We start from the raw sequence: 23804 nt of genomic DNA, 5'->3' as shown, positions 1-23804 counted from the left end.
CTGTCGCGCGGCGCCCTTCAGGGACGCGCGCTCGTCGATCCGGAGACTACACCCGGAAGTTGCATGTTGATGATTAACATAGGATGACCTGCGCTCGGCATCCGGCCAAATGAATACGGTTTTCGCCGCCGGTTCATCGCCGAGGGAGGCTGAGTGACATGTTCCCGGAGACGCGCCGGTAGGGCTGCCGCCAGATCGGCGCACCGGGGAGCGGCGCGCACCGAGATCGGGGATCGGAGCCGTAAACCATAAGGCTCCGTTTACCATTCCTGCACAGGATCCGCCCTGACCCGCGCGGATCGGCATCCGCGCGGCCTGGAGTCGTTGCCCGGCATGATGTCACGCGCGGAACGCACCCCCCTGACGGACTGGTGGTGGACGGTCGATCGCGGGCTGCTCGCGGCCCTGTTCGCGCTGATGGTGGCCGGCCTGGTCTTCCTGATGGGCGGCGGCCCGCCGGTGGCGGAGCGGATCGGCCTGCCGACCTTCTACTTCCTGAACCGGCAGGCGATGTATCTCGCGCCGACCATCCTGCTGATCTGCGCGGTCTCGTTCCTGTCGCTGCGCGGCATCCGCCGGCTCGCGCTCGTCACCTGGGTCTGCGGGGTGGCGCTCTGCCTGCTCGCCGGCAAGTTCGGGCCCGAGATCAAGGGCGCGCATCGCTGGATCCAGTTCGGCTCGTTCGGCCTTCAGCCCTCGGAATTCGTGAAGCCGGCCTTCGTGGTGGTGGCCGCCTGGGCGTTCTCGGAAGGCGCGCAGCGCCGCGACATGCCGGGCGGGATCCTGGCGCTGCTGCTCCTGCCGATCACCATCGTGCCGCTGCTGCTCCAGCCCGATTTCGGCCAGACCATGCTGATTACCATGGTGTGGTGCGCGCTGTTCTTCGTGGCGGGCCTGCACCTGATCTGGGTGGCGGTGCTCGGCGTGCTCGGCCTCGGAGGGGTGTTCGCTGCCTACCTGTTCTTCCATCACGTGCGGGAGCGCTTCAACAAGTTCCTCGACAAGGATTCGGGGGGCGGCTTCCAGGATTTCTGGTCGCGCGAATCCTTCCGCTCGGGCGGCTGGTTCGGTACGGGCCCGGGGGAGGGCGTGGCCAAGCGCCACCTGCCCGACGCGCATACCGACTTCATCTTCTCGGTCACCGGCGAGGAGTTCGGCGTGATCGTCTGCCTGTGCCTCGTGGCGCTGTTCGCCTTCATCGTGCTGCGCGGCCTCAAGCTCGCGCGGCGGACCGACGACACCTTCTCGCGGCTGGCGATCACCGGCCTGACCACCTTGTTCGGCCTCCAGGCCTGCATCAACATGGCGGTGAACACCCAGCTGATGCCGGCCAAGGGCATGACGCTGCCCTTCGTCTCCTACGGCGGCTCCTCGCTGATCTCGCTGGCGCTTGGCACCGGCTTCCTCGTCGCCCTGACCCGCAAGCGTCCCCGCACCGTGATGCTCAGCCAGAAGCCCCCCGGCACCGCACCCGCCACCGTCGCCGGAGTGATGCGGTGACGGTCTTCACCCCCACGATCCTGCTCTGCGCGGGCGGCACCGGCGGGCACCTGTTCCCGGCCGAGAGCCTCGCCCACGCGCTGCGCGCCCGCGGCATCCGGGTGGCGCTCGCCACCGACGCGCGGGTCGACGCGATCGCGGCCGAGTTCCCGGCCTCCGAGGTGGTCACCATCGCGTCGGCGACGCCCTCCGGCCGCTCGCCCCTCAAGCGCGCGAGCGCCGTGCTGACGCTCGGCCGCGGCTTCGGCGTCGCCGCCAAGGAGATCCGCCGGATCAACCCGGCCGCCATCGTGGGCTTCGGCGGCTACCCGACCGTGCCGCCCGTGCTCGCAGGCCAGATCCTGCGGGTGCCGACGATCCTGCACGAGCAGAACGCCGTGATGGGCCGCGCCAATGCCTTCCTGGCCAAGGGGGCCCGAACCATCGCCACGGGCTTCAAGGAGGTCCGCGGCGTGCCCGACAAGGCCCGCGCGCCCCGCATCCACACCGGCAACCCCCTCCGCCCGGCGGTGATCGAGGCGGCCAAGATTTCCTATCCCGCCTTCGGCCCGGACGACGCCCTGCGGCTCCTGGTGTTCGGCGGCAGCCAGGGCGCCCGGGTCATGGGCGAGGTCGTGCCCGAGGCGATCGCCCGGCTGCCCGTCGCGCTGCGCGCCCGGCTGCACCTCGTCCAGCAGGTCCGGCCCGAGGACCTGACGGCGGTGCAGAACCGCTACTTGGCCATGGGGCTCGCGGGGATCGAGGCGGCGCCGTTCTTCAAGGACCTCCCGGGCCGCATGGCCGCGAGCCACCTCGTGGTCTCGCGCTCGGGCGCCTCGACGGTCTCGGAACTCGCGGCGATCGGCCGTCCGGCGATCCTCGTGCCGCTGCCCGGCTCCCTCGATCAGGATCAGGCCGCCAACGCCGCGACCCTCGACGCCATCGGCGCCGCGCGCGCCGTGAAGCAGGCGGACTTCACCCCGGAGCGCCTCGTGGCGGACCTCACCGCCTGCTTCGAGACGCCGGCAAAATTGACCGCGGCGGCCGATGCGGCCAGAAGCGCCGGTATCCACGACGCCGCCGAGCGGCTGGCCGAGGTCGTCGTCGCGACCGCTGCCCGCACCTGATTCCTTGAGGGATTCCGCACCGGCGATCCCGCCACCAGACGGTTCGACCCATGAAGCTGCCCGACAAGCTCGGACCCATCCACTTCATCGGCATCGGCGGCATCGGCATGTCCGGCATCGCCGAGGTGATGCACAACCTCGGCTACACGGTGCAGGGATCGGACGCCTCCGACAACGCCAACGTCCGCCGCCTCGCCGAGAAGGGCATGCGGACCTTCGTGGGCCACAACGCCGACAACGTCGAGCAGGCGGCCCTGGTCGTGGTCTCGACGGCGATCCAGCGCGACAACCCTGAGTTGCAGGCCGCACGGGAGCGTCGACTCCCCGTGGTGCGCCGGGCCGAGATGCTGGCCGAGCTGATGCGCTTCAAGTCCTGCGTCGCCATCGCGGGCACGCACGGCAAGACCACGACGACCTCGCTGGTCGCGACCCTGCTCGACGCCGGCAACCTCGACCCGACCGTGATCAACGGCGGCATCATCAACGCCTACGGCACCAATGCCCGCATGGGCGCGGGCGAGTGGATGGTGGTGGAGGCCGACGAGTCCGACGGCACCTTCCTGAAGCTTCCGGCGGATGTCGCGATCGTCACCAACATCGACCCGGAGCATCTCGACCATTTCGGCTCGTTCGACGCCATCAAGGACGCGTTCCGGCGCTTCATCGACAACATCCCGTTCTACGGGTTCGCGGTGATGTGCATCGACCATCCGGTGGTGCAGGACCTCGTCGGCCATATCGAGGACCGGCGGATCATTACCTACGGCGAGAACCCGCAGGCCGACGTGCGCCTGATCGACGTGGACCTCCGCGGCGGCCAGAGCCGGTTCCGCGTGATGATCCGCGACCGTCGTCCGGGCTACCGGATGGAGATGGAGGATCTGGTCCTGCCGATGCCCGGCAAGCACAACGCGCTCAACGCCACCGCGGCGCTCGCCGTCGCGCACGAGCTCGGCGTGAAGCCCGACGCGATCCGCAACGCCCTCGCCGGGTTCGGCGGCGTGAAGCGGCGGTTCACCCGCACCGGCGAGTGGAACGGCGCGACGATCTTCGACGATTACGGGCACCATCCGGTGGAGATCAAGGCGGTGCTCAAGGCGGCCCGCGCCTCCACCGAGCACGGTGTGATCGCCATCGTGCAGCCCCACCGCTACACCCGGCTGCAATCGCTGTTCGACGATTTCTGCACCTGCTTCAACGACGCCGACACGGTGATCGTCGCCCCGGTCTACGCGGCCGGCGAGCCGCCGATCGAGGGCTTCGACCGCGACAGCCTCGTGGCCGGCCTGCGCTCGCGCGGCCACCGCGACGCCCGGGCGCTGGAGCGGCCGGAGGAACTCGCCGGGATCATCGCGGATCTGGCAAAGCCCGGCGACTACGTCGTGTGCCTCGGCGCCGGCACGATCACCCAGTGGGCGTACGCGCTGCCGGACGAGCTCGCCGCGCGGGGGCGGTGAGGGGTGCGCGCGGCCAGTCCGGAACGGGCTCCTCCCCGGCGACAGCGGCCCGGGTCGCGGATTGAGGTCGGGCAACGCCCCCGGCACGGGCTCAGCGCCCGCCGCCTGGCCGGCTTCACATCGATCCGGCGGGCGTCGATCGGGCGCTGCGTCGCGACGTTTTCCGGCCGGGATACACGCGGGACCGTCGAGCCGGAGGGCGGCCGGCACGCCGACGGCCGGCCGGACCGCGGTGGCGACGCACGGCCGACCGCGCAGGGCCATCGCGTCCGGCGGTTCCGGAACGTGGAAATCGCACGCCGCCGCGCCGGTGTCCTGGACGCCGCCCCGGCCGCGCCTCCCTCTTCGCGCCGCGCGCAAGGGGAGGCCCGCGGCGGCCCCGCCGTCGCATCCCTCTCCACGCCGGTGGGAAGAGGAGAGATCCCAAGATGACCGCATCGCTCCACGACCGCATCCGCGCCGCCGCGCCCGATCTCCGCGGGCGCCTGCTCGCCGACCAGTCCCTGGCGGACCTCACCTGGTTCCGGGTCGGCGGACCGGCCGAGGTGCTGTTCACCCCGGCCGACGAGGAGGATCTCGCGCGCCTGCTCGCGGCCCTCGACCCCGACGTGCCGGTGACGGTGATCGGGCTCGGCTCCAATCTCATCGTCCGGGACGGCGGCGTACCCGGGGTGGTGGTCCGCCTGGGCGGAAAGGCCTTCGGCGGCATCGCGATCGACGGCGACACGCTGGCGGTCGGCACGGCCGTGCCGGACATGCGCCTCGCCAAGGCGGCCGCCGAGGCGGGGCTCGACGGGCTCGCCTTCTACCGCGGTATCCCGGGCTCGATCGGCGGCGCGCTGCGCATGAACGCCGGCGCCCATGGCGGCGAGACCACCGACGTGCTGGTGGAGGCCCGCGGCATCGACCGGCGGGGCGACCTGCGCACCTTCAGCCACGCCGAGATGGGCTTCTCCTATCGCCATTCGGGCGCACCGGAGGACGTGATCTTCACCCGCGCCCTGTTCCGCGGCAGGCCGAGCGACCGGGCCGCCATCGAGGCCGAGATGGAGCGGGTCACGGCAGCCCGCGAGGCCGCCCAACCGATCCGCGAGCGCACCGGCGGCTCCACCTTCGCCAACCCCGCAGGCGGCAAGGCCTGGCAGCTCGTCGACGCGGCCGGCTGCCGGGGCCTGGCCCGCGGTGGCGCGCAGGTCAGCGAGATGCACTGCAACTTCCTGATCAACACCGGCGACGCGACCGCTTCCGATATCGAGGAGCTGGGCGAGGAGGTCCGCCGGCGGGTGCGTGAGACGAGCGGCGTCGCGCTGCGCTGGGAGATCCGGCGGATCGGGCGGCCCGCTCACGCGGCATGAGATGGGTGTACGCCACGTGCCGATGCGGCCGCGGACCGGTGCCCGACCGCCGGGGTCACCGCCCGGGTGCGTTCAGATCCTGATTGAAGCCGACCTGTTCGAGGTGCCCTGATGTCCAAGCACGTCGCCGTCCTGCTGGGCGGCACCTCCGCCGAGCGCGAAGTCTCGCTCAATTCCGGCCGCGCCTGCGCCGAAGCCCTCGAGGGGGAGGGCTACCGCGTCACCCAGGTCGATGTGGGGCCCGACATCGCCTCCGTGCTGACGGCGCTCAGGCCGGACGTGGCCTTCAACGCGCTCCACGGCCCGGATGGCGAGGACGGTACGATCCAGGGTCTCCTGGAGATCCTGAAGATTCCCTACAGCCATTCCGGCGTCCTCGCCTCGGCGCTCGCCATGAACAAGGAGCAGGCCAAGACCGTCATGCGCGCCGCGGGCGTCGACGTGCCGGAGGGCCGCATCGTTAACCGTCTCGAGGCCGCCCGGACGCACCCGCTGCCGCCACCCTACGTGGTGAAGCCCAACGCGGAAGGCTCATCGATGGGCGTGATCATCGTGCGCGACGGGCGCTCGCACCCGCCCCAGATCCTCGCCTCCGACGAATGGACCTTCGGCGAGCAAGTCCTTGTCGAACCTTACATAGCTGGCCGCGAACTCACCTGCGGGGTGATGGGCGACCGGGCGCTGGGCGTCATCGAGGTGAAGGCCGCCAACGGCGATTGGTACGACTACGACGCGAAATACGCCCCGGGGGGCTCGGTGCACGTGCTGCCGGCCGAACTTAAACCAAATGTTTACCAGCGTGTCCAAGAACTGTCGTTAACGGCGCATCAAGCACTGGGCTGCCGGGGCGTCAGCCGTGCCGACCTTCGATTCGACGACACGCCGGGTGGAACCGGCCGACTCGTCGTCCTGGAGGTCAACACGCAACCCGGCATGACCCAGACGAGCCTTGTGCCGGAGATGGCGGCCCATGCGGGCCTGAGTTTCGGTGGGCTCGTCCGATGGATAGTGGAGGACGCTTCTCTGAATCGCTGAGCGGCGGTGACGCCGCCGGTCGGAGCCGCCCCGCGCGCCTCGCCGGCGCCGTGCTGGGCCGGCTCACCGGTCGCCGCGCGCGGTCGTTCTCGGTCCGCCGGGCCCGGTCCGGCCAGCATCTGCATCAGCGCCTTCCGCGCGGCGTCGGCGTGGTCGGCGTCTCGCTGTCCCTCGCCGCCGCGGCGCTCGCCGGCTTCGTGGCGAGCGGGCGCTACGACGCCTTCGTGGCCGAGCAGGGCCGCCCCCTCGACATCGCCGCGCGGATCGCCGGCTTCGGCGTGGAGCGCGTCACGATCTCGGGCATCTCCCGGATGTACGAGCGCGAAGTGCTGGCCGCCGCCGGCATCGACTGGCGCACCTCGGTCCCGTTCCTCGACGTCGCCGACGTGCGCGAGAAGCTGCTACGCGTTCCGCTGATCGCCCAGGCTTCGGTCCGCAAGATCTACCCCAACGAGATCGCCATCACGCAGGTGGAGCGCGAGCCTGCCGCCCTCTGGCAGAAGAACGGCGAACTCAGCGTCATCGCGGCCGACGGAACCGTGATCGACGCCATGCGGGACGACCGCTACGCCAGCCTGCCCCTGGTGGTCGGCGAGGACGCCAACACCAAGCTTCCGGAATACCTCGCCCTCGTCGCCGCCGCCGGGCCGCTGGCCGAGCGGATCAAGGCCGGGACCTACGTCTCGGGCCGGCGCTGGACGATCAAGCTCGACGGCGTCGACGTGCGCCTGCCGGAGATCGATCCGGCCGCCGCCCTCGCGCGCCTCGTCCGGTTCGAGCGCGAGGCCGGCCTGCTCGAGAAGGACATCATCGCGGTGGACCTGCGCATGCGGGACCGCGTGGTGGTGCGCCTCACCGAAGAAGCGGCGGCCGCCCGCGCGGAAGCCCAGAAGGCGAAGAAGAAGGGCACGGCCAGCTGATGTCCTTCCCGTCGACCTCCGCCCGTCCCGCACCCCGCGTCCGGTAGCGTCAATGCACAGCCAACACGGCCTCACGCCGCGCCTGAAGCCGCTCTCCGCCCGACGCTCGACCACCCTGTCGGTGCTCGACATCGGCACGAGCAAGGTGGTCTGCCTCATCGCCGAGCTGCAGCCCGCGGAGGCGCTGACCACGCTGCGCGGTCGGACGCACCTCGCGCGCATCATCGGCATCGGCCATCAGCGCTCCCTGGGGCTGAAGGGCGGCGCCATCGTCGACCTCGCCGCCGCCGAGGGTGCGATCCGCCAAGCGGTCCACGCCGCCGAGCGGATGGCCAAGGTCGAGGTCCAGTCCGTCATCGTCAACATGTCGGGCGGCCGGCTCGCCTCCCAGCACTTCCAGGCGCGGGTGAACGTCCGCTCCGGCACCGTCACGGGGAGCGACGTGGAGCGGGTGCTGGAGACGGCGAGCGCCCACGGGGTCAGCCCAGGTCGCGCGGTGCTGCACGCGCTGCCGACCGGCTACGCCCTGGACGGGCAGGGCGCGGTGATCGACCCGTCGGGGATGATCGGCGAGGCGCTGAGCGTCGACCTCCACGTCGTCACGAGCGAGCTGGCGGCCGCCCGCAACGTCATGCTGGCGGTGGAGCACTGCCACCTCGGGGTCGAGGCGGTGATCGCCACGCCCTACGCGTCCGGTCTCTCGGCGCTCGTCGACGACGAGGCCGAGATGGGCGTCTGCGTGGTCGACATGGGCGGCGGCACGACCAGCGTCGGCGTGTTCTCGGGCGGCCACCTCGTCCACGTGGACGCGCTGGCGGTGGGCGGACATCACGTCACCATGGACATCGCCCGCGGCCTCTCCACCCGCATGGCGGCGGCCGAGCGGCTGAAGACGCTCTACGGTTCGGCCCTCTCCACTCCCTCGGACGACCGCGACATGATCGCCGTGCACGGGGTCGGCGAGGATGAGGGCGAGGCCCCGGCGCATATCCCGCGCTCGCAGCTCGTGCGGATCATCAAGCCGCGGGTCGAGGAGGTGGTCGAGCTGGTGCGCGACCGCCTGCGGGATGCGGGCTTCGCCGCCCAGGCCGGGCGGCGCGTGGTCCTCACGGGCGGCGCCAGCCAGCTCGTCGGGCTCCCGGAGGTCGCCCGGCGCGTCCTCCAGGGTCAAGTGCGGATCGGACGGCCGCTCGGGATCCGCGGCCTGCCCGAGGCCGCCAAGGGACCGGCCTTCTCGGCCGCGGTCGGCCTGCTGGTCTACCCGCAGGTGGCCCACGCCGAGCACTTCGAGCCGCGGGGGCACGGCGCCTTCGCGGCGACCGGGACCGGCGGCTACATCTCGCAGGTTGGCCGCTGGCTGCGGGACAGCTTCTGAGGTTTCGCATCCGCCCCCGGGCGGGTGCGTCGAGAGATCATCCGGCGCTCCGGCGTCGCACGGAAAGCAGAGTAAGCGAGAGGCTCGACACCATGGCCATTACCCTCCAGGCGCCGGACATCCGGGAACTCAAGCCCCGCATCACCGTCTTCGGCGTCGGCGGCGCCGGCGGAAACGCCGTCAACAACATGATCGAGTCGGGCCTGCTGGGCTGCGAATTCGTCGTGGCCAACACCGACGCGCAGGCGCTCACCTCCTCCAAGGCCGAGCGCGTGATCCAGATGGGCCTGGGCGTGACCCAGGGTCTGGGCGCCGGCTCGCACCCGGAGGTCGGCTCCGCGGCCGCCGACGAGGTGATCGACGAGATCCGTGACCAGCTCTCGGGCGCCCACATGTGCTTCATCACCGCCGGCATGGGCGGCGGCACCGGGACCGGCGCGGCTCCGGTCATCGCCCGCGCCGCCCGCGACATGGGCATCCTGACGGTCGGCGTGGTGACCAAGCCGTTCCAGTTCGAGGGCGTGCGCCGGATGCGCACCGCCGAATTCGGCATCCAGGAGTTGCAGGCGTCGGTCGACACCCTGATCGTGATCCCGAACCAGAACCTGTTCCGGGTCGCCAACGAGAAGACCACCTTCGCGGACGCCTTCGCGATGGCCGACCAGGTGCTCTACTCGGGCGTCGCCTGCATCACCGACCTGATGGTGAAGGAGGGTCTCATCAACCTCGACTTCGCCGACGTGCGGGCGATCATGCGCGGCATGGGCAAGGCCATGATGGGCACCGGCGAGGCGTCGGGCGAGAAGCGCGCCAACCGCGCCGCCGAGGCCGCCATCGCCAACCCGCTCCTCGACGACGTCTCGATGAAGGGCGCCCGCGGCCTGCTGATCTCGATCACGGGCGGCTCGGACCTGACCCTGTACGAGCTCGACGAGGCCGCCACCCGCATCCGCGAGGAGGTCGACCAGGACGCCAACATCATCCTGGGCGCCACCTTCGACGAGAGCCTGGACGGCATCATCCGCGTGTCGGTGGTCGCCACCGGCATCGAGCCGGCCCTGATCTCGGCGCATTCGCCGAACAACCCGGCCATCGCCGAGACCGAGCAGCGCATCGCGGAAGTTGCCGAGCGCCTGCGCGCGGAGGCCCGCGTTCGCGCCTCCGCGCAGCAGGTGCCGAGCATCCGCACCGAGGCGGCCGCCCCGGTCCAGGCCCCGGCGCCGATGTCCGCCGCGCCGCAGCCGAGCCCGGAGATGCGTCCAGAGCCGCGGGCCTCCCACTTCGAGGCCCCGGCGCCGATGACCCGCGACGACGTCGTCCTGGCCCCCGTCCAGCCGCGCGCCGCCGCACCGTTCGTTCCGGCCCCCGCGCCTCAGCCGGCCGAGTCCGCGCCGTCGCTCCCGGCCGGCCCGTTCGTCCCGCCGCGCCCGGCAGCCCCCACGGGGACGCCGCTCGCCCGCGCCCCGCGGATGCCGCAGATCCACGAGCTGCCGCCGATCGCCCAGAACCAGATCATGGCGAGCCGCGCCGCCGAGGATCCCGCTCCGGAATCCAAGCGCACCTCGCTGCTGCGGCGGCTGGCGACCCTGGGATCCGGCGGTCGTCGTGACGAGCCCGAGCACGCCGCCCTCCCGACCCGGTCCGCCCCGTCGCTGGCATCCCAGCCGCAGATGGCGCAGCCCCAGGTTCCGCAGGCGCCCCGCGCTCCCGCGCCTGCGCCGGTACCTCAGTACCGCCCCGCCCAGGGCAGCCTCGACGCCCAGGGCCGGGTCGCGCCGCAGTCCCGGATGATGGACGACGACCAGCTGGAGATCCCGGCCTTCCTGCGCCGCCAGGCGAACTGAGGGCCTCAAGCCCCTGACGCGATCCGGGAGTCGGCGGGAACCGCCGGCTCCCGTGCTGCGTCGCAGCAACTTTGGGTTGCCTGACGTCCCGGGGGCCTGTGGATCGGATGCCGCGTCCGCGGCGCCGCGCCTGTGCTCCTGATGCATCCGCGCCACAGAATCACCGCCTGTTAGCCACGCATTAACCAACCTTTAAGCCTCTGGTGGATCAAGGTTTTACAGCGGACCGAGCGCAAGCGTGTCTGTAACACAGCGTAAGAATCCGTGATTTGGCTGCCCTGTGCGGTGCAGCTATAGAAGCGTCAAGACCGTAGAGACACGCATCAGAACACAACCTGATAGCGTGGGCAGGGGCATCAAGCAGCGGACGGATCAGCCAGTTTCCTCGCCGTCCCCGTCGGGATGGTGGGACCTGATCGCGGCCTGGGGCTAAGGAATGCGAACGCACAAACAGACGACCCTCAAAGGGCCGGCGACTCTCTCGGGCATCGGGGTTCATTCCGGTAACCCCGCCGAGATCACCATCCGACCGGCTCCCGCCAATCACGGCATCGCCTTTCTTCGAACCGGCACCACCCACGGCAATGACCGCCTGATCAAGGCGCATCACGCCCTCGTCTCCGCCACCGAACTCTGCACGGTCCTCGGCGACGTCGAGACCGGCGCGGTCGCCACCGTCGAGCACCTGATGTCGGCGCTCTACGGGCTGGGGGTCGACAACGCGCTCATCGAGATCGACGGGCCCGAGATGCCGATCCTCGACGGATCCGCGCTCCTGTTCGTCCAGGCCATCGACAAGGTCGGCATCGCAACCTGCGACACGCCCCGGCGCTGGCTCAAGGTTCTGCGCCACGTCCGCATCGAGACCGGCCGGTCCTTCGCGGAACTCCGCCCGATCGACCGGGGCTTCCGCCTCGACGTCGAGATCGACTTCGACAGCCCGGTGATCGGCCGCTCGCGCAAGGCGATGGATCTGTCGCCCGCCTCTTACCGCCGCGAGATCGCGGGCGCCCGCACCTTCGGGATGATGCGGGACGTGGAGCGCTACTGGAAGGCGGGCTTCGCCCTGGGTGCCTCCCTGGAGAACACCGTCGCGGTCGGTGAGAGTGCGGTGGTCAACCCCGAGGGCCTGCGCTTCCCCGACGAGTTCGTCCGGCACAAGATCCTCGACGCGATCGGCGACCTCGCCCTGGCGGGCCTGCCGCTGCAGGGCGCCTACCGCTCCTATTGCGGGGGCCACCGGATGAACGTCGGCGTGCTCTCGGCCCTCTTCTCCGACCGCGCCAACTACGCGATCGTGGAGGCGCAGGGCTCCCGGCGCGAGACGGTGCTCTCCGAGCTCGGTGTCGGCCTGGGCCTCGCCGCCTTCGCGGGCGACCTCTGAACCGTCCCTGTGGCCCGCGGGACACAGCGGGCAACCGATCCTGATCGCCGCAGCCTTGCCGCTTTCGTGCCCGAATCGACCGGCACGGTTTAACGGTCCGTGAACGGGAGCACGGCCCGGCTGGGTCGGATCCAACTCACGCGATGGCACGACGGCGCGAGACGGCGCCGGTTCCGGGAAAGAGCGCCAGATGCCTGTCACCATTCGTCATCGCCGGGCGGCGGCCCTCGTGGCGCCCCTCGTGGCCGTCCTCGGCCTGGGCCTCGGCGGCTGCGACCTCGACCCGACCAATCTCTTCGCCGAGAAGTACAAGCCCGAGATCGTGCCGGATGTCCCGGCCGACAAGCTCTACAGCGATGGCTTGGCCAAGCTCGAGGACAGCGACTACGAGGGCGCCGTCAAGAAGTTCGATAGCCTCGACAAGCAGTACCAGTATTCCGACTGGTCGCGGAAGGCGCTGTTGATGACGGCCTACGCGAACTACGAGGGCCAGAAGTACGACGACGCGATCAGCGCCTCGAAGCGCTACCTGCAGCGGCACCCCGCCAGCAAGGACGCTGCCTACGCGCAGTACCTGATGGCCATGTCGAACTACAAGCAGATCCCGGACGTCACCCGCGACCAGGAGCGCTCCGAGAAGGCGCTGGCCGCCCTGCAGGAGCTGGTCCAGAAATATCCGACCTCGGAATACGCGGCGGACGCGAAGGCGAAGATCCAGATCACCCGCGACCAGCTCGCCGGCAAGGAGATGGAGGTCGGTCGCTTCTACCTGGAGAAGCGCAACTTCCCGGCCGCGATCAATCGGTTCCGCGACGTGGTCTCCCGGTATCAGACCACCCGTCACGCCGAGGAGGCCCTGGAGCGCCTGACCGAGGCCTATTGGGCGCTCGGCATCACCCAGGAGGCGCAGAACGCCGCCGCGGTGCTGGGGCACAATTTCCCCGAGAGCCCCTGGTACAAGGACGCGCACGCGCTCCTGGCGCAGAACGGCCTCGAGCCCCGCGAGGAGAAGTCGTCCTTCCTCTCCAAGATCTACCGCACGGTCACGGGCAAGACCGCCTCGGCCGAGTGACGGGCCGGGCCGGCGACGGCCCGCACCGCCGCGCTTCAGGGCCCGGAGCAACCGCTCCGGGCCCTTGCCTTTGCGGGCACCGGCCGGCGATGGGCCCGTCCCGGAGGAAAGTTCCGGCTCTCGCGACGCGGACCACCGGGGCACCGCGCGCATGACGGGCCGGTGCGACGCATTTTTGGGGTGAATCCGCGCCGCAGCGGCCTTATGTCTGCGGTCCCATCCAGAGGAATCCCCGCCGCCGCATGCTGGCGCAGCTCGCGATCCGCGACATCGTTCTGATCGACAGGCTCGAACTGAATTTCCGGACAGGACTGAGCGTCCTGACCGGGGAGACCGGTGCGGGCAAATCGATCCTGCTCGATGCCTTCGCCCTGGCGCTCGGCGGGCGCGGCGACGGCCGTCTGGTGCGCCATGGCGAAGCCCAGGGCGTCGTCACGGCGGTGTTCGACCTGGCGCTCGACCATCCGGCGCGCCGGATCGCCGCCGAGGCCGAGATCGACACCGAGGGCGAGCTGATCCTGCGCCGGGCGCAGATGGCGGATGGCCGTACCCGTGCCTTCGTCAACGACCAGCCCGTGGGCGTGCAGGTTCTCCGGGCGATCGGCGCGGCACTTGTGGAGATCCACGGGCAGCACGACGACCGGGCGCTCGCCGATCCGGCCTCGCACCGGGCGATCCTCGACGCGTTCGGCGGTCTCCAGGGACCGCTCGCCAAGGTCGGCGCGGCGGCCCGGTCGGTCCGCACGGCCCGCAGCGAACTCTCGGAGCACCGGGCCCGCGTGGACGCGGCCCGCAAGGAGGCCGACTTTCTGCGCCACGCCGTCGAGGAACTGGCCGCGCTCGCGCCGCTGCCGGGGGAGGAGGCCCAGCTCGCCGAGCGCCGCAGCGTCATGCAGCAATCCGAGAAGGTGGCGCGGGAACTCAACGAGGCGCTGGATGCCGTGGGCGGTCCGCATTCCGGCGTCCCCCACATCTCGGCCGCCCTGCGCAAGCTGGAACGGCGGGCCGCACAGCTCCCGGCCCTGGTCGATCCCTGCGTGAACGCCCTGGACGCCGCCATCGTCGCCCTCGATGAGGCCCGCGCGGTGCTGGACGCGGCCGTGGCCGAGACGGAGTTCGATCCCCGGGACCTCGAGCGGGTGGAGGAGCGGCTGTTCGCCCTGCGGGCCGCGTCGCGCAAATACGATGTCGCGGCCGACGACCTGGCCGCCCTCGCCGAGCGCTACGCGGCCGACGTTGCGGCGATCGATGCCGGCGAGGCGGCCCTGGCCGGACTCGAACAGGCGCAGGCGCAGGCCGAATCCGCCTACGCGGAGGCGGCCGAAAAGCTCAGTGCCGGCCGGCGCCGGGCCGCCAAGCAGCTCGATGCCGCCGTGAAGGCCGAGCTGCCGCCGCTGAAGCTGGAGCGGGCGCGGTTCATCACGGAGATCGCCACCGACCCGGATTCCCGTGATCCGGCCGGCACCGATCGGGTGGAGTTCTGGGCCCAGACCAACCCCGGGACCAAGGCGGGGCCGATGATGAAGGTCGCCTCGGGCGGCGAGCTGTCGCGCTTCATGCTGGCCCTCAAGGTGGTCCTGGCCGACAAAGGTTCGGCGCCCACCCTGATCTTCGACGAGATCGACACCGGCGTCGGCGGCGCCGTGGCGGACGCCATCGGCCTGCGCCTGGCGCGGCTCGCGGCCACCGTGCAGGTGGTCGCGGTGACCCACGCGCCGCAGGTCGCCGCCCGCGCCGACACCCATTTCCTCATCGCGAAGGCGCCGGTGAAGGGCGCCGGCCGCGTCGCGACCCGGGTGTCCAGCCTTCCGGTGGCGGAGCGCCGGGAGGAGATCGCCCGGATGCTGGCGGGTGCCACGGTCACCGACGAGGCGCGCGCGGCCGCGGCCCGCCTTCTTCAGGGCGCCGACGCTTAAGGATACGACAACCTTAACCGATGGTTGAACGTAACCTTTTATTAACCATTCCCCGTGACAGTGGTGGAATCCCGGTGCCGCAGCACGATGAGGCGGTTGATGGGCGGGGAGAAGCCATGAAGCTGACAGTCGTCGAGTCGGACAGGCCCCTGCAGGCGGTGCAACCGCTGAAGCAGGCGATCGACACGCATCGGCTCGGGCTCACGCTGCGCACCGTCTACGAGGGCAGCGTCGACACGCAGCCGATCACCGACACGCAGGTCGAGCTGCTTCTGCGCCTGCGCCAGAAGGAGCGGGAGCTGCGCCGGGCCGGTTAGACCCGGTTCCGCGACGGGACGCAGCCGACTGCCGCAGCGATGCCGGTCGGCCGACACCCGTGCGAGCGGTCCGCAGGGGATCAGCGGCGCCGCGCCCTCCACCCGCAACCCGACCAAAAATGCTGCGCCCCGCCCGCCGCGGCGGGCGTCAGCGCGTCGAAGCATCGTCCGCGGATCAGCGCCGCCCTCTAGGATGATCTCGAGGACGATCCGGCGCTACCAGCGGCGCGCCCCCGGGCGGCGGCGGTACTCGGCGGCCCGAATCAGCGTCAGGACCCGGTCGAGGCTGACGAGCAGTGCAGCCTCCTCGCGCCGCGCCTCGGCGGCCGTGTTCGGGTCCGAGCTGAATTTCTGGCGCGCCTGCGCCAGCGTCAGGGCGCGCTCAACTTCCTCCCGCTCGGCGTGCAGCGCCAGCCAGGAGGGATCGGCATCCAGCGCTGTCTCGACCACGTCGCCGCCCACCCTTGCCGCATCCGTTCGTGCTGCTGCGGGTATTGAACGCGCGAAACCCCTGAACCGTGCCGTGCATCCGCGCGGGATGATGTCATGCCGGTGTCATCTCCCTGTCGTAACCGCCCCGGCATCGGGCGGCCGGCGCCAAGCCTCTTTCGAAGATGTCCCTTCGGAAGATCGGCCGCACAGCTCAGCCGCGGGCATGGGCTTGCCGGCGGGGCGGCGCCGGCTGTCGCCCGACGGCAACGGAGATTTCCTTGAGACCCTTCGCTTACGCGCTCGCCGTCGGCCTCGCGACGGTTCAGATGGCGTCCGCGGCGCTCGCCGCCGACATCACCGGCGCCGGGGCCACGTTCCCGTTCCCGGTCTATTCGAAGTGGGCCGAAGCCTACCGCAAGGAGACGGGCTCCGGTCTCAATTACCAGTCGATCGGTTCCGGCGGCGGGATCAAGCAGATCCAGGCCCGGACGGTCGACTTCGGCGCCACCGACGCGCCTCTGAAGGCCGAGCAGCTCGCCAAGGACGGGCTCGTCCAGTTCCCCACCGTCATGGGCGGCGTCGTGCCGGTGGTGAACATCCCCGGCATCGAGCCCGGCAAGCTCAAGCTCACCGGTGAGGTCCTCGCCGAGATCTACGCCGGCAAGATCGCGAAGTGGACCGATCCGCGGATCGCCAAGCTCAACGACGGTCTCAAGCTGCCCGAATCGAACATCACGCCGGTCTACCGCTCGGATGCCTCGGGCACGACCAACATCTTCACCACCTACCTCTCCCAGGCCTCCGAGACCTGGAAGAAGGAGTACGGCGCGGCCACCACCATCTCCTGGCCGGTCGGGCAGGGCGGCAAGGGCAATGAGGGCGTGACCGCCACCGTGAAGCAGGTGCCGAACAGCATCGGCTACGTCGAGTCGGCCTACGCCAAGCAGAACAGGCTCGCCTACGCGCTGCTGCAGAACAAGGCCGGCAAGTTCCCGCAGCCCGACGACAAGGCGTTCCAGGCCGCGGCGGCCAGCGCCGACTGGAAGGCGGCCCCCGGCTTCGGCATCTCGCTCACCAACCAGCCGGGCGACGACGCGTGGCCGATCACGGCGGCGACCTTCATCCTCGTCCACAAGGATCCGGCCGATCCCGCCAAGGTGGCCGACGTGTTCAAGTTCTTCGACTGGGCCTACAAGACGGGCGACAAGCTGGCCTCCGACCTCGACTATGTTCCGCTGCCCGACAACGTCGTGGCGCTGATCCACGAGGAGTGGAAGTCCGTGAAGGGCAAGGACGGCAAGCCCGTCTTCAACATGTGAGCGCGGCGGGGAGGGGGTCTCGACCTCCTCCCTCGCTTCTCGAACTGCGCCGCGCTACCACGCCCCCCTTCGCAGAGAACCGCGGATGTCCGCTTTGACAGAGACGATCGCCCTCGGCCGACCCCGCGCTGCCGCCGCGCGAAGGGGACCGAGCCGGAACCTCGACACCCTGTTCCGGGCCGGCGCGTACGGCGCGGCGCTCCTCGTTCTGATCGTCCTCGCCGGCATCCTCGGCTCGATCCTCTACGGCGGCTGGCCCGCCTTCCGCGAGTTCGGCTTCGGCTTCCTGACCTCCAGCGCCTGGAACGTCGGGACCGAGCAGTACGGCGCCCTCGTGGCGGTGATCGGCACCGTCGCGTCGGCCTTCCTGGCCCTGCTCATCGGCGTCCCGGTCTCCCTGGGGATCGCGATCTTCCTGACGCAGCTCTGCCCCGGCTGGGCGCGCAGGCCGGTCGCCATGACGATCGAGCTGCTCGCCGCCGTGCCGAGCATCATCTACGGGATGTGGGGCCTGTTCGTGTTCGCGCCGCTCTTCGCTCGCTTCGTCCAGATCCCGGTCTCGAACGTGGTGGAGGGCCTGCCGATCGTCGGCACCCTGTTCTACGCCCGGGTCCCGTCGGGCGTCGGCGTGCTGACCGCCGGCATCATCCTGGCGATCATGATCGTGCCGTTCATCGCGTCGATCGCCCGCGACATGCTCGAGCAGATCCCCACCGTCCTGCGCGAGAGCGCCTACGGGATCGGCTGCACCACCTGGGAGGTCGTGCGCCACGTGCTCGTGCCACAGGCCGCCGTCTCGATCATCGGGGCGATCATGCTGGGCCTCGGGCGCGCGCTCGGCGAGACGATGGCGGTGACCTTCGTGGTCGGCAACGCCAACCGCCTGTCGGCCTCGATCTTCGACCCCAGCTCCACCATCGCGTCGCGGATCGCCAACGAGTTCAACGAGGCGGACGGCCTTCAGCTCAACGCGCTGATGGCCCTCGGCTGCATCCTGTTCGTGATCACCTTCGTGGTGCTCATCATCGCCCGCCTGCTGACGCGCCGCGTCAAGGCCGCCTGAGGAGCCCGAACGATGGACGCGTCCAGCACGATCCCCTCCACCCGGTCCACCGCGCCGCGGCGCGGCCGGGTCCGCCCCGGCCGGCGCATCGCCGACCGGTCCCTGCGCGTCGCCTGCGCCAGCGCCACCTTCGTCGGCGCCCTGGTGCTGGGCTCGATTCTGGTGATGCTGATCGTCGAGGGCGTGCGCGGCTTCACGCCGGCGCTGTTCGCCAATCCGACCCCCGGCCCAGGCTCCGAGGGGGGCGGCATCGCCAACGCGATCCTGGGCAGCCTCGTGCTGACCGGCATCGGCATCGTGATCGCCACGCCGGTCGGCGTGATGGCGGGGACGTTCCTCGCGGAGTACGGCCGCGGCTCGAAGCTGGCGGCGCTCATCCGCTTCCTCAACGACATCCTGCTGTCGGCGCCCTCCATCCTGATCGGCCTGTTCGTCTACACCCTGATGGTGCGGCCGATGGGGACGTATTCGGGCTGGGCCGGCGGCGTGGCGCTGGCGATCATCGCCGTGCCGGTGATCGTGCGCACCACCGAGGACATGCTGCGCCTCGTGCCGGGGACCCTCCGGGAAGCCGGCGCGGCGCTGGGCGCCCCGCCCTCGAAGGTGATCATGAGCGTGACGTGGCGCGCCGCCTCGGCCGGCATCGTGACCGGAATCATCCTGGCGCTGGCGCGCATCGCGGGCGAGACGGCGCCGCTCCTGTTCACGGCGCTCAACAACAATTCCTGGTTCTCGCCCGACCTGATGGGCGGCGTCGCGAACCTGCCGGTGATGATCTACCAGTTCGCGCTGTCACCCTATCCGAACTGGCAAGGCCTGGCCTGGGCCGGGGCGCTGCTGATCACCGGCTCGATCCTGGCGCTGTCGATCGTCGCCCGCTTCGTGATCAAGCCGCAGACCGCGCGCTGAGCCCCCCCTTCGAGGATACGACGATGAACGCCGCCTCCGCGATCCCCACGGTCGAGCTGAACCGGAACCGCGCCGAAGAGAGCCGCCCGGTGCGGATCGCCGTGAAGGACCTGAACTTCTACTACGGCAGCTTCCACGGCCTGAAGGACGTCTCGATCAACTTCAACGACCGGCAGGTCACGGCGCTGATCGGCCCCTCCGGCTGCGGGAAATCCACGCTGCTGCGCTGCTTCAACCGGATCTACAGCCTCTATCCGGAACAGCGGGCCGAGGGCGAGATCCTGCTGGACGGCGAGAACATCCTGGCCTCGTCCGTCGACCTGAACGATCTGCGCTCGCGCATCGGCATGGTGTTCCAGAAGCCGACGCCGTTCCCGATGTCGATCTACGACAACGTCGCCTTCGGCCTGCGCCTCTACGAGAAGCTCCCGAAGGCCGAGCTCGACGTGCGGGTGGAGGAATCCCTGCGCAAGGCCGCCCTCTGGGACGAGGTGAAGGACAAGCTCCGGCAGGCGGGGACCGGCCTCTCGGGCGGCCAGCAGCAGCGCCTGTGCATCGCCCGCACGGTGGCGCAGCGGCCGGAGGTCATCCTGTTCGACGAGCCGACCTCGGCGCTCGACCCGATCTCCACGGGCCGCATCGAGGAGCTGATCGAGCAGCTGCGCGACGAGTTCACCATCGTGATCGTCACCCACAACATGCAGCAGGCGGCGCGGATCTCGCAGTTCACCGCGTTCATGTATCTCGGTCAGCTCGTGGAGTTCGGTCCGACCAACCGGATGTTCATGAATCCGGCGGAGCGGCGCACGCAGGACTACATCACCGGGCGGTTCGGCTGATACGAGCCGGACGCTCCGCCGAACCATACCGGCATTCGCCGCCGCGGCGGCGGGGCGGCGGATCCCCGCCAGACCCCGCGGATCGCGATCCGCGGGCCCTTATCGAAGGATCCACCATGCCCGGCCATATCGTCAGCTCCTACGACACCGACCTGGAGGACCTGCGTCGCTCGATCTCGGAGATGGGCGGCGTGGCCGAGAAGATGACCGCCGAGGCGACCGACGCCCTCGTGCGCCGCGACGACGCGCTCGCCCAGGCGGTGATCCTCGCCGACAAGCGCCTCGACGCGCTCCAGCGGGACATCGAGGAGCGCTCGGTGCTCCTCATCGCCCGGCGCCAGCCGCTGGCGATCGACCTGCGCGAGACCATCTCTGCGATCCGCGTCTCCGGCGACCTGGAGCGGATCGGCGACCTCGCCAAGAACGTCGCCAAGCGCGTCGTGGCGATCTCCGACCACGCGCCGGCGCAGAAGATCGTGCTGGGCGTCCGCCACATGAGCGACCTCGCCGAGGGGCAGCTCAAGGACGTGCTGGACGCCTATGCGAGCCGCGACATCCAGGCGGCCCACGATGTCTGGGAGCGCGACGGCGAGATCGACGCCCTGTACAATTCCCTGTTCCGCGAGCTCCTGACGTACATGATGGAGGATCCGCGCAACATCTCGTTCTGCACGCATCTCCTGTTCTGCGCCAAGAACGTGGAGCGGATCGGCGACCACACGACTAACATCGCCGAGACGATCCACTACCTCGCCACGGGCGAGACGCTGGCGGGCGACCGGCCGAAGAACGATGCATCGAACTACGCGACGGTGGACGGCGGCAAGGCTCCGTAGCCGAACCGCCTCGACACAGGCGCCGCGGCGCGCTCAGTCCTGTCGGGCGGCGCCGGAGAATCGGAGGCTGCGGGTTGAGGCTGAGCGGCGCCTCCCGCAGCCTCCGCCTGAGCGCCCGCTCCGGAGGGAGCCGGCGTCTCCGCAGGCCGAAGGGCGCCGCCTCGTGAACGGGTCATCGAACGTGAGCATGCAAGTCCTGATCGTCGAGGACGAGGAGGCGCTGACCACCCTGCTGCGCTACAACCTCGAGGCCGAGGGCTTCGTCGTGGACTCGGCCGCGCGGGGCGACGACGCGGAGCTGCTCCTGGCCGAGCGGATCCCCGACCTGGTCCTGCTCGACTGGATGCTGCCGGGTCTCTCGGGGATCGAGCTCTGCCGCCGCATCCGGGCGCGCCGCGAGACGGAGCGGCTGCCGGTGATCATGCTCACCGCCCGCGGCGAGGAGGGCGACCGGATCCGGGGGCTGGGGACGGGGGCGGACGACTACATCGTCAAGCCCTTCTCCGTGCCGGAGCTCCTCGCCCGGATCCGCGCGCTGCTGCGCCGGGCCAAGCCCGCCCATGTCTCGGACCGGCTGGCGGCCGGCGACCTCGAACTCGACCGCACCGGACACCGCGTTCGCCGCGGCGGCGAGGAGCTGCATCTCGGGCCCACCGAGTTCCGGCTGCTGGAGTTCCTGATGCTGGCGCCGGGCCGGGTCTTCTCCCGGGAGCAGCTCCTCGACGGCGTCTGGGGGCACGACGTCTACATCGACGAGCGCACCGTGGACGTGCATGTCGGACGCCTGCGCAAGGCGCTGAACGGCCCGCGCCAGCCCGACCCGATCCGCACGGTCCGCGGCTCCGGCTACGCGTTCGACGAGACCTTCTCGCTGGGGGCCTGAGGCGGCCCCGCTCAGCGGACGAGCGCGGCGCTCCGATCCGCGGCGGCCGGCACCGCTTGCAGGGCCGCCAGCACGACCCCCTCGGTGAGGATCTGTGGCAGCACCTGCGGCTCCCCGGTGCCGCTGTAGAGCAGGTAAAGCGGCACGCCGCTGCGCCCGTGCTTCTCCAGCAGGCGGGTAATCTCCGGGTTCTGATTGGTCCAGTCGCCCTTCAGGTAGGTCACGCCGCGCTCGGCCATCGCGGCTCGCACGGCCTTGGTGTTGAGCGAGGTCGCCTCGTTCACCGCGCAGGTGATGCACCACGCCGCGGTCATGTCGACGAAGGCCGGCCGGCGGCCGTTCACCAGGGCATCGAGGCGTGCCTGGGTGAAGGGCTCGATCCCGTCATGCGCGGCCTGCGCGGACGGCGTCGCGCGATCCTGCGGCACGGTCACGGCGAGGCCCGCGACGGCAACGAGGGCCAGCGCCGCGGCGCCCTGCGCGACGCGGCCGGTCCTGGGCGGGGCGGTGCGCCCCAGCTCCCAGGCCCAGGCGGCGAAGCCCACCAGCACGAGGCCGATCAGCGCCGCCAGGAGCCCGCGCGGATCGACCTGCTGCGCCAGCACCCAGACCAGCCACGCCACGGTGGCGTAGACCGGGAAGGCGAGGACCTGCTTCAGCGTCTCCATCCAGGCGCCGGGCCGCGGCAGCGCTCGGAGCGCGGGTGGCCAGAGAGTCAGGACCAGGAAGGGCAGGGCGAGGCCGAGGCCGAGGCTCGCGAAGACGGCGAGGGCCACGACGGCGCTCTGCGTCAGGGCGAAGCCCACGGCCGAGCCCATGAACGGGGCCGTACAAGGGGTCGCCACCAGGGTCGCGAGGACACCCGTGAAGAACGAGCCGCCGAGACCCGCCCGCCGGGCGAGCCCGTCGCCTAGGCCGGCGAGACGCCCGCCGACCTGGACAACACCCGACAGGCTCAGGCCCATGGCGAAGAGCAGGTAGGCGAGCCCCGCCACCACGAGGGGCGATTGCAGCTGGAAGCCCCAGCCGATCGCCGCGCCCCCGCCCTTGAGGGCGATCAGCACAGCCGCGAGCCCGAGGAAGCTCGCCAGCACGCCGGCCGTGTAGGCAAAGCCGTGCATCCGCAGCCGGGCCGGGCTCTCGCCCGCGTGCCGCACGAGGCCGAGGACCTTGATCGACAGGACCGGGAACACGCAGGGCATCAGGTTGAGGATCAGCCCGCCGATGAAGGCGAAGGCCGCCGCGGTCGCGAGCGTCAGCGCGTCGAGTTCGGCCGCCACCTGCGGGACCGGGGCCGCGGAGGGCGGGATCGACGAGGCCGCCGCGGCGGGCGCCGGCTCGTCGCCGTACGCGAAGGCGAGGCGCCGGGTGCCGGCATCGCCCACCTCCTCGAGGGTGAGCACCCCCGGCAGCGCGCCGGGGACCGCCTCGGCCGGGCTGCTCCGGGCCAGGGTGAGGTGCAGCCCGGTGTCATCGATCGCCGCCACCTGCGCGGCGGCGTTGTCGATCGCGGTCTCGGAATACGGGAAGTACGCGACGTTCCGGATGGCGTCGGCCTTGAGGCCGCCGGCCGCGAAGTCGAGCCGCAGGGTGTCGCCCTGACTGGCGAGGCGCAACGGCCACAAAGCCGGGACCGGCAGGGCCGCGCGGGCACGGGCGAACAGCTCGGCATTGGCCGGATCGGGCTTCGGCTCCCCCACCGGCAGGGTGAGGGCGAGATCGGCCGAGCCGGGGACGCACTCGGTCTCGCAGACGAGGTAGGTCAGCTTGGCCTGGATCCGGACCGGGTCGGCGGGATCGAGGCTCGGCGGCGGCGTGACCGGCACGAGGAGCGTGACCTCACCCTCGTAGCCGTAATTCATCAGCGTGGCGATCGGGATGCGCTCCGGCGCGGGCCACCGGATCGCCCCGGCGTTGAAGCCCGCCGGCAGGGTCCAGGTCACCTCCGGGGGCAGGCCGGAATCCCCGGGATTGCGCCAGTAGACGTGCCAGCCGGGCTTCACCTGCATGCGAACGGCCAGGGTGAAGGGCTGCGCGCCCGCCACCGCGGCGGGCTCGGCGGCGAGGCTGGACCGCACGAGGTCCGACGGCGTTCGGAAGCCCTGGGGGAAACCTTGCGCGACCGCGACCGGGAGGCTTGCGGCGAGCGCCAGGATCAGGATGGCGAGGCGGATCATGCAGTCCCTTCGCGCGCCGGGCGGCCGCGGTTTCACGCGCGGTGCTTCATGCGCTGCGCGGGCCG

General features: G+C 70.9%; 21 protein-coding genes. 19 read left to right on the top strand and 2 right to left on the bottom strand.

Going from position 1 to position 23804, the window contains the following annotated elements; genetic code table 11:
• The first annotated feature begins 333 nt into the window (after positions 1–333).
• From MFF58_RS12125 to MFF58_RS12070, 13 genes are all read left to right on the top strand, one after another.
• A complete protein-coding gene (locus MFF58_RS12125) occupies positions 334–1500 on the top strand; it encodes an FtsW/RodA/SpoVE family cell cycle protein (RefSeq protein WP_238287649.1) in 1167 nt (388 codons plus the stop codon).
• Positions 1497–2606, top strand: coding sequence for an undecaprenyldiphospho-muramoylpentapeptide beta-N-acetylglucosaminyltransferase (gene murG / locus MFF58_RS12120; RefSeq protein WP_238287648.1), 1110 nt, complete (start codon positions 1497–1499; stop codon positions 2604–2606). The genes MFF58_RS12125 and murG overlap by 4 nt, the downstream gene beginning before the upstream one ends.
• 50 nt (positions 2607–2656) lie before the next feature.
• Positions 2657–4063 (top strand): UDP-N-acetylmuramate--L-alanine ligase, encoded by a 1407-nt coding sequence (murC, locus tag MFF58_RS12115; protein ID WP_238287647.1) that lies wholly within the window; start codon positions 2657–2659, stop codon positions 4061–4063.
• Positions 4064–4066: 3 nt separating this feature from the next.
• Positions 4067–4495 carry a DUF559 domain-containing protein gene (locus MFF58_RS32560; RefSeq protein WP_353959803.1) on the top strand — a complete coding sequence of 143 codons (429 nt, stop codon included), beginning with the start codon at positions 4067–4069 and terminating at the stop codon, positions 4493–4495.
• Entirely contained in the window at positions 4492–5418 is a 927-nt protein-coding gene (murB, locus tag MFF58_RS12110; RefSeq protein WP_238287645.1) for a UDP-N-acetylmuramate dehydrogenase, read from the top strand. The genes MFF58_RS32560 and murB overlap by 4 nt, the downstream gene beginning before the upstream one ends.
• Before the next feature lie 111 nt (positions 5419–5529).
• A complete protein-coding gene (locus MFF58_RS12105) occupies positions 5530–6453 on the top strand; it encodes a D-alanine--D-alanine ligase (protein WP_238287644.1) in 924 nt (307 codons plus the stop codon).
• Complete coding sequence (locus MFF58_RS12100) at positions 6420–7373, top strand: cell division protein FtsQ/DivIB (protein ID WP_238287643.1); 954 nt, start codon at positions 6420–6422, stop codon at positions 7371–7373. Before MFF58_RS12105 ends, MFF58_RS12100 begins: the two co-directional genes overlap by 34 nt.
• A 52-nt stretch (positions 7374–7425) precedes the next feature.
• Positions 7426–8748, top strand: a complete 1323-nt coding sequence (ftsA, locus tag MFF58_RS12095; protein WP_238287642.1) for a cell division protein FtsA — start codon at positions 7426–7428, stop codon at positions 8746–8748.
• A 92-nt stretch (positions 8749–8840) separates the two neighbouring features.
• Positions 8841–10592 carry a cell division protein FtsZ gene (gene ftsZ, locus MFF58_RS12090; RefSeq protein ID WP_238287641.1) on the top strand — a complete coding sequence of 584 codons (1752 nt, stop codon included), beginning with the start codon at positions 8841–8843 and terminating at the stop codon, positions 10590–10592.
• Between the two features lie 436 nt (positions 10593–11028).
• The gene (gene lpxC, locus MFF58_RS12085) at positions 11029–11976 is read left to right on the top strand and encodes a UDP-3-O-acyl-N-acetylglucosamine deacetylase (RefSeq protein ID WP_238287640.1); all 948 of its coding nucleotides are present in this window, start codon (positions 11029–11031) and stop codon (positions 11974–11976) included.
• Positions 11977–12166: 190 nt separating this feature from the next.
• On the top strand, positions 12167–13048 hold the full coding sequence (locus MFF58_RS12080) for an outer membrane protein assembly factor BamD (protein ID WP_238287639.1): 882 nt from the start codon (positions 12167–12169) through the stop codon (positions 13046–13048).
• Positions 13049–13290: 242 nt separating this feature from the next.
• Positions 13291–14964, top strand: a complete 1674-nt coding sequence (gene recN, locus MFF58_RS12075; protein WP_238287637.1) for a DNA repair protein RecN — start codon at positions 13291–13293, stop codon at positions 14962–14964.
• Positions 14965–15080: 116 nt separating this feature from the next.
• Positions 15081–15281 carry a hypothetical protein gene (locus MFF58_RS12070; protein ID WP_238287636.1) on the top strand — a complete coding sequence of 67 codons (201 nt, stop codon included), beginning with the start codon at positions 15081–15083 and terminating at the stop codon, positions 15279–15281.
• Between the two features lie 216 nt (positions 15282–15497).
• Here the strand turns inward: MFF58_RS12070 and MFF58_RS12065 are convergent, their stop codons facing one another.
• Complete coding sequence (locus tag MFF58_RS12065; protein WP_238287634.1) at positions 15498–15743, bottom strand: hypothetical protein; 246 nt, start codon at positions 15741–15743, stop codon at positions 15498–15500.
• Between the two features lie 248 nt (positions 15744–15991).
• On the opposite strand from MFF58_RS12065, the gene pstS reads away from it, so the two are divergent.
• The 6 genes from pstS to phoB all read left to right on the top strand — a co-directional run bounded on the left by pstS (position 15992) and on the right by phoB (position 21562).
• Positions 15992–17032 (top strand): phosphate ABC transporter substrate-binding protein PstS, encoded by a 1041-nt coding sequence (gene pstS, locus MFF58_RS12060; RefSeq protein WP_238287633.1) that lies wholly within the window; start codon positions 15992–15994, stop codon positions 17030–17032.
• A gap of 85 nt (positions 17033–17117) precedes the next feature.
• Positions 17118–18095: a phosphate ABC transporter permease subunit PstC gene (gene pstC, locus MFF58_RS12055; RefSeq protein ID WP_238287631.1), complete on the top strand. Its 978-nt coding sequence runs from the start codon at positions 17118–17120 to the stop codon at positions 18093–18095.
• A 12-nt stretch (positions 18096–18107) separates the two neighbouring features.
• Entirely contained in the window at positions 18108–19004 is an 897-nt protein-coding gene (pstA, locus tag MFF58_RS12050; RefSeq protein WP_238287630.1) for a phosphate ABC transporter permease PstA, read from the top strand.
• A 23-nt stretch (positions 19005–19027) separates the two neighbouring features.
• Positions 19028–19843 (top strand): phosphate ABC transporter ATP-binding protein PstB, encoded by an 816-nt coding sequence (gene pstB, locus MFF58_RS12045; protein WP_238287628.1) that lies wholly within the window; start codon positions 19028–19030, stop codon positions 19841–19843.
• Between the two features lie 116 nt (positions 19844–19959).
• Positions 19960–20679 carry a phosphate signaling complex protein PhoU gene (phoU, locus tag MFF58_RS12040; protein WP_238287626.1) on the top strand — a complete coding sequence of 240 codons (720 nt, stop codon included), beginning with the start codon at positions 19960–19962 and terminating at the stop codon, positions 20677–20679.
• 187 nt (positions 20680–20866) lie between these two features.
• On the top strand, positions 20867–21562 hold the full coding sequence (phoB, locus tag MFF58_RS12035; RefSeq protein WP_238287625.1) for a phosphate regulon transcriptional regulator PhoB: 696 nt from the start codon (positions 20867–20869) through the stop codon (positions 21560–21562).
• An 11-nt stretch (positions 21563–21573) separates the two neighbouring features.
• Here the strand turns inward: phoB and MFF58_RS12030 are convergent, their stop codons facing one another.
• Positions 21574–23739, bottom strand: a complete 2166-nt coding sequence (locus MFF58_RS12030) for a protein-disulfide reductase DsbD family protein (protein ID WP_238287623.1) — start codon at positions 23737–23739, stop codon at positions 21574–21576.
• Between the last annotated feature and the right edge of the window lie 65 nt (positions 23740–23804).

The organism is Methylobacterium longum (assembly GCF_022179385.1).
In the GTDB taxonomy this organism is placed as follows: domain Bacteria; phylum Pseudomonadota; class Alphaproteobacteria; order Rhizobiales; family Beijerinckiaceae; genus Methylobacterium; species Methylobacterium longum.
This window is presented reverse-complemented; position numbering and strand designations above follow the sequence as displayed.

What these genes read in the sequence shown, in the direction of transcription:
- MFF58_RS12080 (WP_238287639.1), top strand. Translation starts at nt 12,167, where the DNA reads ATGCCTGTCACCATTCGTCATCGCCGGGCGGCGGCCCTCGTGGCGCCC.
- MFF58_RS12125 (WP_238287649.1), top strand. Translation starts at nt 334, where the DNA reads ATGATGTCACGCGCGGAACGCACCCCCCTGACGGACTGGTGGTGGACG.
- murB (WP_238287645.1), top strand. Translation starts at nt 4,492, where the DNA reads ATGACCGCATCGCTCCACGACCGCATCCGCGCCGCCGCGCCCGATCTC.
- MFF58_RS12105 (WP_238287644.1), top strand. Translation starts at nt 5,530, where the DNA reads ATGTCCAAGCACGTCGCCGTCCTGCTGGGCGGCACCTCCGCCGAGCGC.
- MFF58_RS12100 (WP_238287643.1), top strand. Translation starts at nt 6,420, where the DNA reads ATGGATAGTGGAGGACGCTTCTCTGAATCGCTGAGCGGCGGTGACGCC.
- pstB (WP_238287628.1), top strand. Translation starts at nt 19,028, where the DNA reads ATGAACGCCGCCTCCGCGATCCCCACGGTCGAGCTGAACCGGAACCGC.
- recN (WP_238287637.1), top strand. Translation starts at nt 13,291, where the DNA reads ATGCTGGCGCAGCTCGCGATCCGCGACATCGTTCTGATCGACAGGCTC.
- MFF58_RS12070 (WP_238287636.1), top strand. Translation starts at nt 15,081, where the DNA reads ATGAAGCTGACAGTCGTCGAGTCGGACAGGCCCCTGCAGGCGGTGCAA.
- pstA (WP_238287630.1), top strand. Translation starts at nt 18,108, where the DNA reads ATGGACGCGTCCAGCACGATCCCCTCCACCCGGTCCACCGCGCCGCGG.
- phoU (WP_238287626.1), top strand. Translation starts at nt 19,960, where the DNA reads ATGCCCGGCCATATCGTCAGCTCCTACGACACCGACCTGGAGGACCTG.
- pstC (WP_238287631.1), top strand. Translation starts at nt 17,118, where the DNA reads ATGTCCGCTTTGACAGAGACGATCGCCCTCGGCCGACCCCGCGCTGCC.
- ftsZ (WP_238287641.1), top strand. Translation starts at nt 8,841, where the DNA reads ATGGCCATTACCCTCCAGGCGCCGGACATCCGGGAACTCAAGCCCCGC.
- murC (WP_238287647.1), top strand. Translation starts at nt 2,657, where the DNA reads ATGAAGCTGCCCGACAAGCTCGGACCCATCCACTTCATCGGCATCGGC.
- lpxC (WP_238287640.1), top strand. Translation starts at nt 11,029, where the DNA reads ATGCGAACGCACAAACAGACGACCCTCAAAGGGCCGGCGACTCTCTCG.
- MFF58_RS12030 (WP_238287623.1), bottom strand. Translation starts at nt 23,739, where the DNA reads ATGATCCGCCTCGCCATCCTGATCCTGGCGCTCGCCGCAAGCCTCCCG.
- ftsA (WP_238287642.1), top strand. Translation starts at nt 7,426, where the DNA reads ATGCACAGCCAACACGGCCTCACGCCGCGCCTGAAGCCGCTCTCCGCC.
- phoB (WP_238287625.1), top strand. Translation starts at nt 20,867, where the DNA reads ATGCAAGTCCTGATCGTCGAGGACGAGGAGGCGCTGACCACCCTGCTG.